10 protein-coding genes are annotated in these 10,883 nt (G+C 71.5%); 5 read left to right on the top strand and 5 right to left on the bottom strand.

Going from position 1 to position 10,883, the window contains the following annotated elements:
• Nucleotides 1-63 precede the first annotated feature (63 nt).
• The 3 genes from AB0L45_RS34570 to AB0L45_RS34560 form a co-directional block, all read right to left on the bottom strand.
• On the bottom strand, nt 64-1,161 hold the full coding sequence (locus tag AB0L45_RS34570; protein WP_365847165.1) for a trypsin-like peptidase domain-containing protein: 1,098 nt from the start codon (nt 1,159-1,161) through the stop codon (nt 64-66).
• Nucleotides 1,162-1,319: 158 nt separating this feature from the next.
• Nucleotides 1,320-2,048 carry a methyltransferase domain-containing protein gene (locus tag AB0L45_RS34565; RefSeq protein ID WP_365847181.1) on the bottom strand — a complete coding sequence of 243 codons (729 nt, stop codon included), beginning with the start codon at nt 2,046-2,048 and terminating at the stop codon, nt 1,320-1,322.
• An 86-nt stretch (nt 2,049-2,134) separates the two neighbouring features.
• The gene (locus AB0L45_RS34560; protein WP_365847163.1) at nt 2,135-2,731 is read right to left on the bottom strand and encodes a DUF3043 domain-containing protein; all 597 of its coding nucleotides are present in this window, start codon (nt 2,729-2,731) and stop codon (nt 2,135-2,137) included.
• A 305-nt stretch (nt 2,732-3,036) separates the two neighbouring features.
• Between AB0L45_RS34560 and AB0L45_RS34555 the strand changes: the two genes are divergently transcribed.
• From AB0L45_RS34555 to AB0L45_RS34535, 5 genes are all read left to right on the top strand, one after another.
• The gene (locus AB0L45_RS34555; protein ID WP_365847161.1) at nt 3,037-3,837 is read left to right on the top strand and encodes a PspA/IM30 family protein; all 801 of its coding nucleotides are present in this window, start codon (nt 3,037-3,039) and stop codon (nt 3,835-3,837) included.
• 92 nt (nt 3,838-3,929) lie between these two features.
• A complete protein-coding gene (locus AB0L45_RS34550; protein ID WP_365847159.1) occupies nt 3,930-4,208 on the top strand; it encodes a hypothetical protein in 279 nt (92 codons plus the stop codon).
• A gap of 91 nt (nt 4,209-4,299) precedes the next feature.
• The gene (locus tag AB0L45_RS34545) at nt 4,300-5,604 is read left to right on the top strand and encodes a sensor histidine kinase (RefSeq protein WP_365847157.1); all 1,305 of its coding nucleotides are present in this window, start codon (nt 4,300-4,302) and stop codon (nt 5,602-5,604) included.
• Nucleotides 5,601-6,287, top strand: coding sequence for a response regulator transcription factor (locus tag AB0L45_RS34540; RefSeq protein ID WP_365847155.1), 687 nt, complete (start codon nt 5,601-5,603; stop codon nt 6,285-6,287). Before AB0L45_RS34545 ends, AB0L45_RS34540 begins: the two co-directional genes overlap by 4 nt.
• Before the next feature lie 290 nt (nt 6,288-6,577).
• Complete coding sequence (locus tag AB0L45_RS34535; RefSeq protein WP_365847153.1) at nt 6,578-9,754, top strand: efflux RND transporter permease subunit; 3,177 nt, start codon at nt 6,578-6,580, stop codon at nt 9,752-9,754.
• A gap of 60 nt (nt 9,755-9,814) precedes the next feature.
• On the opposite strand, the gene AB0L45_RS34530 is transcribed toward AB0L45_RS34535, so the two are convergent.
• Both AB0L45_RS34530 and AB0L45_RS34525 read right to left on the bottom strand, forming a co-directional pair.
• The gene (locus AB0L45_RS34530) at nt 9,815-10,015 is read right to left on the bottom strand and encodes a DUF397 domain-containing protein (RefSeq protein ID WP_365847151.1); all 201 of its coding nucleotides are present in this window, start codon (nt 10,013-10,015) and stop codon (nt 9,815-9,817) included.
• Nucleotides 9,994-10,833 (bottom strand): helix-turn-helix transcriptional regulator, encoded by an 840-nt coding sequence (locus tag AB0L45_RS34525; RefSeq protein WP_365847149.1) that lies wholly within the window; start codon nt 10,831-10,833, stop codon nt 9,994-9,996. Before AB0L45_RS34525 ends, AB0L45_RS34530 begins: the two co-directional genes overlap by 22 nt.
• Between the last annotated feature and the right edge of the window lie 50 nt (nt 10,834-10,883).

Raw genomic sequence — 10,883 nt, 5'->3', positions numbered from 1 at the left:
CGGGCCCGCGCGTGCGGTGCGGGCCCCCGCGCGCGGTGCGGGCCCGCGCCCGTCACGCGCCCCTCAGATCGTTCCCAGCGTCACCTTCACCGTCTTCTCCGACCCGTCCCGGTCGACCGTCACGTCGACCTTGTCGCCGGGCTTGTGACTCGCCAGCGCCTCGGAGAGGGCCTGCATCGTACGGACGGCCGTCCCGTCGAACTTCACGATGACGTCACCGGCCTCGATGCCCGCCCGGTCCGCCGGGCCGTTCTCCTTGACGCTCGCCACGCTCACCCCGGCGCCCTCGAAGTCCGCGCCGACCAGGGTGCGGCCCGTGATGCCGAGCGCCGCCCGGCCCGAGTTGGTGACCTTGCCGTTCTTGATGATCTGATCGGCGATGTTGCGGACGGTGGACGCCGGGATCGCGAAGCCGATGCCGGGCGCCGCGCCCTCGCCCATCTGCGGGTCCGTGGCGGCCAGCGTGGGGATGCCGATGACCTGGTCGGAGAGGTTGACCAGCGCGCCGCCGCTGTTGCCGGGGTTGATGGCCGCGGAGGTCTGCACCATGTTCGCGATGGTCGCGCCCGTACCGCCGCCGCTGCTGGGCTCGCTGACGGTGCGTCCGGTCGCCGAGACGATGCCTTGCGTGACGCTGCCGGACAGCCCCAGCGGGCTGCCCATGGCGAGCACGATCTGCCCGATCTCGACCTTGGCGGAGTCACCGAAAACGGCCGGCTTCAGGTCCTTCGGCGCCTCGTCGATCTTGATGACGGCGAGGTCCTGCTCCGGGTACGAGGCGACCAGCGACGCGTCCAGGGACCGGCTGCCGCGCGCCGTGGTCACCTTGAACTTCTTGTCCTCGCCGACGACGTGCGCGTTGGTGACGACATGCCCGCGCGCGTCGTACACCACCCCGGAGCCCAGCCCTTCCCCGGTGGTGATCTGGACGACCGACGGCAGGACGTCCCTGACCACCTTCTGGTACGCGTTCTGCAGGTCGGTGCTGACACTGGGGGCCGCCGCCTTCGCGGGGGAGGTGGCGGGGGCCGACGAGGCGACGTCCTTGCCGGGCCCGGAAGCGGAGTCGGGGCCGGAGCAGCCGGCCACCAGCGCGGTCGCGCACAGGACGGCGGCCGCGGCGACCGCCGCCCGGTGACGGGAAGTCAGTGAAGGCGTCATGTCTGAAGTGTCCCGTCAGGACGCCTGAACCGCCGCTTGATCGGACGCCGTGGCGAGAATCCGCGTCACGGAGGGGGAGGAGCGCACACGCGGGTGTACGCCGTACGGCTCAGGGGGCGCGCGACACGTCGGTCCGCGCCGCAGCTCCCTCCGTACGCCTACCGGCTCTCGCCGCCCGGTCCGCCCCGTACGCCGCACAGGTGCAGCAGCGCCGCCACCGCGCGGTACGGGTCCGTGCGGCCGGCCCGGTCCTCGGCGGCGAGCAGCCGTTCCAGCTCGGCGTCGGGGGGTGGCGGCGCGTCGTCCGCCGCGGTGTCGGTGAAGACCCGTACGCCGTACCAGGTCTCCAGCGGCGCGCCGATCCCGTCGAGGGTGGCGGTGAGCGCCGCCAGGTGGTCGGCGCGCGCCGTCAGGCCGAGGCGGTTGACGTACTCGGCCGTGTCGAAGGCGCCGAGGGCCGCGTCCCAGTCACCGGACAGGCCGGGCCGCATCGCGAGCGCGTCGGCGTTGCGCACCACCAGGGACAGCAGGCCGCCGGGGGCCAGGACGCGGGCCAGCCCGGCGAGCATCGGGTCCGGCTCCGCCACGTACATCAGTACGCCGTGGCAGAGCACCACGTCGAAGGCGCCGGGCGTGAAGAGCACGCCGGTGTCCCGGCCGTCCCCCTCGATCAGCTCCATCCGCTCCTGGATGCCGGCCGGCTCCTCCGCCAGCGCGGCGCGGGCCGCGGCCAGCATCGCCGGGTCGGTCTCCAGGCCGGTGACCTTGTGACCGGCCCGGGCCAGCCGCAGCGCCTGGGTGCCCTGGCCCGCGCCCACGTCGAGCACCCGCAGCCGCTGCCCGACCGGGAAGCGCGCCGCTATCTGTTCCTCCAGCTGGCGGGCGATCAGTTCCTGGCGGACCGTGTTGCGCAGTCCGCCCAGCCCGCCGAGCCACCGCTCAGCGCCGGGCGAGAAGCCCGAAGAGGTTGTGTTCAGGGCCGCTCTCCGCGCTTGACCTGCGGCTTCGGCAGACGCAGCCGGCGCATCTGGAGCGTGCGCATCAGGGCGTAGGGCTTGACGCCCTTGTGGCTCTCGTCCGGGAAGCGCTGCTTGAGGCGCCGGCTCAGCGAGAACCACAGCACGAACGAGTCGATGACGATCAGCACGATGATGAACAGCCACAGCAGCAGCGCGATGTTCTGGATCCCGGGCTGGCGCAGCATCGTCAGCACCAGGATGATCACGGCCATCGGCAGGAAGAACTCCGCCACGCACCACCGCGAGTCGACGAAGTCGCGCGCGAACCGGCGCACCGGGCCCTTGTCGCGCACCGGCAGGAACCGCTCGTCACCGTTGGCCAGCGCCTCGCGCTGCCGGGCCATGTCGGCGCGGCGCGCCTCACGCGCAGCCTTCTGCGCCTCCTTGCGGTTGGCCGGCGTGTGCGCACGCGTACGGCGCTGCGACTGCGCCTGGCTGCGCTTCGGCGTCGGGCGGCCCTTCGGGGCCTGCGGGTCGCGGGGCTGCTTGGGCTCGGACGCGGTCACCTTGGCGGCCGCGGCCTGCTCATCCTTCGAACGGCTTCGGAACACACACGCAAGAGTACGGGTTGGGCGCGCATGGACCACAGCGGCATGGGGAACGATCCGGCAACGGCGTGGTCCCGTGGTGGATGCCACGCATGGGACAAAGGGGAGCGAAGGGGACGCGGTGCGGGTTTCCGGGGCGCTCCCTACTCCTTGCGCCGGATAACGGCGGCACCCTGATCGTCCTGCAGGAGGAGCGCATCCGGGCCCGAACAGTGCGGTAATGGAACCGGGGCCCGTACTGTGGGGTCTGTAGATGTGCTGGAGCCTAAGCCCGATGTAACTCGGTCAGAAGGGGGCGCGCGAGGCCCATGAGCGGTGTCATGAAGCGGATGGGGATGATCTTCCGCGCGAAGGCCAACAAGGCCCTGGACCGGGCCGAGGATCCGCGCGAGACCCTTGACTACTCGTACCAGAAGCAGCTGGAGCTGCTCCAGAAGGTACGCCGCGGCGTCGCCGATGTGGCGACCTCCCGCAAGCGTCTGGAACTGCAGCTCAACCAGCTCCAGAACCAGTCCTCCAAGCTGGAGGACCAGGGCCGCAAGGCCCTCTCGCTCGGCCGGGAGGACCTCGCCCGCGAGGCGCTGTCCCGCCGGGCCGCGCTGCAGCAGCAGGTCACGGACCTGCAGACGCAGCACCAGACCCTGCAGGGCGAGGAGGAGAAGCTCACCCTCGCCGCCCAGCGCCTTCAGGCCAAGGTCGACGCCTTCCGTACGAAGAAGGAGACGATCAAGGCCACGTACACCGCGGCGCAGGCCCAGACCCGTATCGGCGAGGCGTTCTCCGGCATCTCCGAGGAGATGGGCGACGTCGGCATGGCCATCGAGCGCGCGGAGGACAAGACCGCGCAGATGCAGGCCAGGGCCGGGGCCATCGACGAGCTGCTGGCCTCCGGCGCGCTCGACGACCCGACCGGTATGGCCAAGGACGACATCACCGCCGAGCTGGACCGGCTCTCCGGCGGCACGGACGTCGAGCTGGAGCTCCAGCGGATGAAGGCCGAGCTGGCCGGCCCGGGCGCCGACAAGCAGGCCATCGAGGGCGGCCAGGCGGGCCAGGGGCAGCAGACCCCGCAGGCGCAGCCCGGTCAGCCGCGTTTCGACAAGCAGTGACGGCCGGCGGCGGTTAGCCTCGTCGGGACCGCCGCACCGGACCGGCCCGCCGTGCCGGACAGATCGTCGCCTCGGACCAGAAGGAGACCGTCGTGATCGTACGGATCATGGGGGAGGGGCAGGTGAAGCTCGACGACTCGCACTTCATCGAGCTGAACAAGCTGGACGACGAGCTGCTCGAAGAGATGGAGAGCGGCGACGAGGAAGGCTTCCGGCGCACCCTGAGCGCCCTCCTGGACGCGGTGCGCCGCCTCGGCAGCCCGCTGCCGGACGACGCCCTGGAGCCGTCCGAGCTGATCCTGCCCGCCCAGGACGCCACCCTCGACGAGGTCAGGGACATGCTCAGCGACGACGGCCTGATCCCGGGCTGACCCGCCGCCCGCGGAGCCGGGCGGCCCGTACCACCTCCAGCGCAGGCAGCGCCCCGGATTCCGCACGGAACCGGGGCGCTACCGTTTCCCCGTGACTCCCCTCGCCTCCGGGCACCCCGGCCCGCGCCCGGGCGGCGGCCCGCTCGCCTGGATACGGGCCCATCCGCTCGCGTTCGACACGGTGCTCGCGCTCGCCGTCGTCGTGGCGATCATGGTCGGCGCGATGGCCGGACCGCACGGACCGCACGGGCCCCGGTTCGGCGAACGCGAACTGACCGCCACCACCGTGGTCCTCGCCGTCGCCGCCGGCGGCGCCCTGGTCCTGCGCCGCCGCTTCCCGCGCAGCGTCCTGGCGGCCACCGGCGTGTGCACCCTCCTCGAACTGCTCCTGGAGACCGAGGCCCCGCGCGCCCCCGTCGCCTGCGCCGTGGTCGTCGCGCTGTGCACCCTCGCCGCCCGCACCGACCGCTCCACCACCTGGCGCGTCGGCGTCCTGACCGTCGTCGTGCTGACCGCCGCCGCGATGCTCTTCGGGGACCGCCCCTGGTACGCCCAGGAGAACCTCGGCATCTTCGCCTGGACCGGCATGGCCGCCGCGGCCGGTGACGCCGTCCGCAGCCGGCGCGCCTTCGTCGCCGCCATCCGGGAACGGGCCGACCGCGCCGAACGCACCCGCGAGGAGGAGGCCCGCCGCCGCGTCGCCGAGGAGCGGATGCGCATCGCCCGCGAGCTGCACGACGTGGTCGCCCACCACATCGCCCTGGTCAACGTGCAGGCCGGCGTCGCCTCGCACGTCATGGACAGCCGCCCCGACCAGGCCAGACAGGCCCTCGCCCACGTCCGCGAGGCGTCCCGCTCCGCCCTGGACGAGCTGCGCGCCACCGTCGGCCTGCTGCGCCAGTCCGACGACCCGACGGCCCCCACCGAACCCGCACCGGGCCTCGGCGTGCTGGACCAGCTCGTGGACGGCTTCGTACGCGCCGGCCTGCCCGTCACCCTCGACGTCCCCGGGCACGTGGACGCGCTGCCCGCCGCCATCGACCTCACCGCGTACCGCATCGTCCAGGAAGCGCTGACCAACGTGCACAAGCACGCCGGTACGGGCGCCCGCGCGACGGTCCGCATCGTGCGCAGCACCGAGGCCCTGACCGTCACCGTCCTGGACGACGGCGGCGCCACCGGCCCGGACCACCGCCCCCGCGCCCAGGAGCCGGGCGGCGGCCACGGCCTGATGGGCATGCGCGAACGCGTCGCCGCGCTGCGCGGCACGGTCGAGACCGGCCCCCGCCCGGCAGGCGGCTTCCAGGTACGCGTACGCCTGCCGCTCCAGACGACTCAAGCCACCACCCGGGCCGTCCGGTCCGGCCGCAGCTGCTGCACGGGGGAGACCGAGTGACCATCAAAGTACTGCTCGCCGACGACCAGGCCCTGCTGCGCAGCGCCTTCCGCATCCTCGTCGACTCCGAGCCCGACATGGAGGTGGTGGGGGAGGCGTCCGACGGGGCCGAGGCGTACGAGCTGACGCGCACGACGGGGGCCGACGTCGTCCTGATGGACATCCGGATGCCGGGGGTGGACGGGCTCGCGGCCACCCGGATGATCACCACCGACCCGGCACTGACCGCCGTACGCGTGGTCATCCTGACCACCTTCGAGGTGGACGATTACGTGGTGCAGGCGCTGCGGGGCGGGGCCAGCGGATTCCTCGGCAAAGGCGCCGAGCCGGACGAGCTGCTCAGCGCCATCCGGATCGCGGCGGCCGGCGAGGCGCTGCTGTCACCGGCCGCCACGAAGGGGCTGATCGCCAAGTTCCTCGCGCAGGGGGAGGGGCCCGCCGAGGGCGGCCCCGTGCGGCCGGGGGCGGCGGAGCTGGGCACGCTGACCGGGCGGGAGCGGGAGGTGCTCGTGCTGGTCGGGGGCGGGCTGTCCAACGACGAGATCGCCGGTGAGCTCGCGGTCAGCCCGCTCACCGTCAAGACGCACGTCAACCGGGCCATGGCCAAGCTGGGCGCGCGCGACCGGGCGCAGCTGGTGGTCATCGCGTACGAATCGGGGCTGGTGCGCCCGCGGGTGCAGTAGGGACCGGGCGCGGGCGGGGACTGTCCGCCCACGGGTGCAGCAGGGGGTGGAGACCGGCGTACTCCGATCGCTGTACTGCGGGTGGGGCGGAAACCGACCTGGGAGCGAGGAAAACCGGGCGGGGCATGGCGGATCGTTTAGGCGGACCAGTGGTGCCCGTCCGCGGGCCAGTGGTGCCCGCCCGCCGGAACCGTACGACCACGCCGTACAGAACAGCCGTACGGCCACGCCGTACGACCAGCACGCCGTACGACCACCACGCCGTACAGAACAGAAGAGAGACCCCACCCATGTCCTGGCTGTCCCGACTCAGCCTCGTACAACGGGGCCTGATAGCGCTGATGTCGATCGTCGCGATCGCCTTCGGCGCCATCGCGATCCCCCAGCTCAAACAGCAGCTCCTGCCCACCATCGAACTGCCCATGGTGTCCGTCCTGGCGCCGTACCAGGGCGCCTCGCCCGACGTCGTCGAGAAGCAGGTGATCGAACCGCTGGAGGACGGAATCCAGGCGGTCGACGGCATCAAGGGCGTCACCTCCACGGCGAGCGAGGGCTCGGCCGTCATCATGGCCCAGTTCGATTACGGCAACGACTCCAAGCGGCTGGTCGCCGACGTGCAGCAGGCCGTCAACCGGTCCCGGGCCAAGCTGCCGAAGGACGTGGACCCGCAGGTCGTGGCCGGCTCGACGGACGACATCCCGGCCGTCGTCCTGGCCGTGTCGGCGGCCGGCAAGGACCAGCAGGCGCTGGCCGAGCAGCTCGACCGCAGCGTCGTGCCCGGCCTGAAGAACATCGAGGGCGTCGGCCAGGTCACCGTGGACGGCGTCCGGGACCGTATCGTCGCCGTCACCCCCGATGAGGCCAGGCTCGCGCGGGCCGGACTGACGGCCGCGGCGCTCGGCCAGGCGCTGGAGGCGGGCGGCGCGTCCGTGCCGGCCGGTTCGTTCGCCGAGAAGGGCCGCAGCAACACCGTCCAGGTCGGCTCCGGCTTCACCTCCGCGCAGCAGCTCCGCGAGCTGCCGCTGACCCCGGCGGCGGGCCCCGGTGGCCCGGGCGGTTCCGGTGGTTCCGGCGGTGCTTCGGCGGGCAAGCCGGTACGCCTCGGTGACGTCGCCACCGTCAAGGAGGAGCAGGCCACCCCCACCTCCCTCACCCGCACCAACGGCAAGCCCAGCCTGGCCGTCATGGTGACCATGGGCCAGGACGGCAGCGCCGTCGACATCTCCGAGGCCGTCAAGGACAAGCTGCCCGGCATCCGTACGGCCCTCGGCAAGGGCACCGAGGTCACGGTGGTCTCCGACCAGGGCCCCGCCGTCTCCAAGTCCATCGAGTCGCTGACCACCGAAGGACTGCTCGGCCTGGTCATGGCCGTGATCGTGATCCTGGTCTTCCTGCTCAGCCTGCGCTCGACGCTGGTCACCGCGGTCTCCATCCCGCTGTCCGTCGTCATCACGCTGATCGTGCTGTGGACCGGCGACCTGTCGCTGAACATGCTCACCCTCGGCGCGCTCACCATCGCCATCGGACGCGTCGTGGACGACTCGATCGTCGTCCTGGAGAACATCAAACGCCACCTCGGGTACGGCGAGGAGCGCCGCGACGCCATCCTGACCGCGGTCCGCGAGGTCTCCGGCGCGATCACCTCCTCCACCCTCACCACGGTGGCCGTCTTCCTGCCCATCGGCGTGGTCGGCGGCATGGTCGGTGCCCTGTTCGGCTCCTTCTCCATCACCGTGACGGTCGCCCTCCTCGCCTCCCTCCTGGTCTCCCTGACCGTCGTCCCGGTCCTGTCCTACTGGTTCCTGCGCGCCCCGGAGATCCCCGAGGGCACCGACCCCGAGGAACTGCGCCGGGCCGCCGAGGCCAAGGAGAGCGGCAGCCCGCTCCAGCGCCTGTACGTCCCCGTCCTGCGCTTCGCCACCCGCCGCCGCGTGACCAGCGTCGTCATCGCCGTCGTCGTCCTCCTCGGCACCTTCGGCATGGCGCCCCTGCTCAAGACCAACTTCTTCGACCAGGGCGACCAGGACACCCTCAGCGTCAAGCAGGAGCTGAAGCCCGGTACGAGCCTGGCGGCGGCCGACACCCAGGCCAAGAAGGTCGAGCAGGTCCTCAGCGGCCTCGACGAGGTGCAGGACTACCAGGTCACCGTCGGCTCCTCCGGCTTCATGGCGGCCTTCGGCGGCGGCAGCGGCGCCAACCAGGCCTCGTACCAGCTCAAGCTGAAGGACGCGGCGGACTCCGCGAAGGTCACCGGCAAGCTCCGCACCGAACTCGGCAAGCTCGGCAAGGACATCGGCGAGACGACCGTCTCGTCCGGCGGTGGCGGCTTCGGCAACCAGGACCTGAGCGTCGTGGTCAAGGCCGCCGACGCGGACGTACTGAAGAAGGCGGCCGAGCAGGTACGGACCGCCGTCGCCGGCCTCGACCACGTCACCGACGTGCAGAGCGACCTCGCCCAGAGCGTGCCCCGCATCTCCGTCCAGGCCGACGAGAAGGCCGCGGCGGCCGGTTACACCCAGGCCGCCCTCGGCCAGGTCGTCGCCCAGGCGGTGCGCGGCACCACCACCGGCAAGGTGACCATCGACGACACCGAGCGGGACATCGTCATCAAGTCCGCCCACCCGGTCACCTCCGAGGCCGCCCTGCGCGACCTGGCGGTCCCGACCCCGGCCGGCCCGGCCGCGCTCGGTGACCTCGCCACGATCCGTACGGTGGCGGGCCCCGTCCAGACCACCCGCATCGACGGCGCCCGGTCCGCCACGATCACCGCCAAGCCGACCGGCGACAACACCGGCGCGGTCACCGCCCAGCTCCAGAGCAAGATCAAGGCCCTGGACCTGCCGGAGGGCGCCACCGCCGAGATCGGCGGCGTCTCCGCCGACCAGTCCGACGCGTTCTCCTCGCTCGGCCTGGCCATGCTCGCCGCCATCGCCATCGTCTTCATGCTGCTCGTAGGCACCTTCCGGTCCCTCGTCCAGCCGCTGATCCTCCTCATCTCGATCCCCTTCGCGGCAACCGGCGCGATCGGCCTGCTGGTCGCGACGGGCACCCCGATGGGCGTCCCCGCGATGATCGGCATGCTGATGCTGATCGGCATCGTCGTCACCAACGCGATCGTGCTGATCGACTTGATCAACCAGTACCGGTCGCAGGGCTACGGCGTGGTCGAAGCCGTCATCGAGGGCGGCCGCCACCGCCTCCGCCCGATCCTGATGACAGCCCTCGCCACGATCATGGCCCTGCTCCCGATGGCCCTCTCCATCACCGGCGACGGCGGCTTCATCTCCCAGCCGCTGGCGGTGGTCGTGATCGGCGGCCTGATCACGTCCACGCTGCTGACACTGCTGCTGGTTCCGACGCTCTACGCGATGATCGAGCTGCGGAAGGAACGCCGCGCGGCGAAGCGGGCGGCGAAGCGGGCACAGCCCGCGGAGGAGCCCCGCACGCCGGAGCCCGCGGGCGTCTGAGGCGCTTGGCGCACATGACTCGGCCCGTCCCAGGAAGGTCCTGGGACGGGCCGAGCCGTGTCAGGCCGTCTTGAGGCTGTCGATGAACGCGGTCCAGGAAGCGCTGGGGAAGGTGAGTATGGGGCCGTGGGGGGTTTTGCTGTCGCGTACGGGGACGGTGCCGGGAAAATCTTCGGTGATCTCGATGCAGTTGCCCCCGTTGGTGTTGCTGTAGCTGCTCTTACGCCAACGGACTGCGCTCAGATCGGGAGTGTGTCGCATGGCTTGTAGTCCTCCATCGCCTTTCGGATCAACTCCGCCGATGCAGTCAGCGAGAGAGCGTTGGCGCGCAGCACTTCGAACTGCCGCCGCCACTTCTTCACCGTGTCCGTGTCCTCGTAGAGGTGACCGGCTTCGATGCCCTCTTCGTAGGCTGCCGTGGAGCCGTTGGGCTGTGTCAGCAAGGTCAGCGCCCCGCTCATCAGTGAGTGAGGACCTGCGCTGAAGGGCATCACCTGAACCTTGCTGTCTGGAGTATTCCCCTGCTCCAGCAGCGATGCCAATTGCTCGAACATGCAGCTCTTGTCGCCGACCTGCCGCCGCAAGACCGACTCGTCGATGATTGCCCAGCGGAAGGGGGCGGGCTGTCGGCGCTCTTGCCGGGACATCCGAGCGGCGACTCGTTCTTCCACCTGCTCCGTGGACAGGTCCTCCTGGCAGCGGAGCAGCACTCGGGCGTACGCCTCGGTCTGGAACTGGCCGGGCACAACCTGCGGCTCATAGTTCTCGATCGTCTCGGCCTGCGCTTCCAGGTCCATGAAGCGCCGGTACTGGTCCGGGTGCACCTCCCGCTTCGCCAGTTGGTACAGGCCGTGGAAGTGCTTGTCCGTTCCGAAGGCGGCGTCCAGCCTGGGCGGCAGGTCGGGGGGCGCCAGTAGCTCCGCCGTCTCGATGCGCGCCAGTGTGCTCTTGCTGGAGTTGACCACGGAGGCCAGCTGCACCAGCGACAGCTTCGCGGCCTCCCGGTGGCGGCGTTGCTCGGAGCCGAAGTAGTGGCGGGCGGACACGTACGGGGTCAGGGCCTGGCCGGTGAACTTCATGGGGTGCGCCTCTCTGCCGTCCCATTCTCAACAGTGGGAGGTGCCGCCCC

The organism is Streptomyces sp. NPDC052496 (genome assembly GCF_040679095.1).
Taxonomy (GTDB): domain Bacteria; phylum Actinomycetota; class Actinomycetes; order Streptomycetales; family Streptomycetaceae; genus Streptomyces.
The sequence above is the reverse complement of the archived record's forward strand: the minus strand, read 5'-3'. Positions and strand labels throughout refer to the sequence as shown.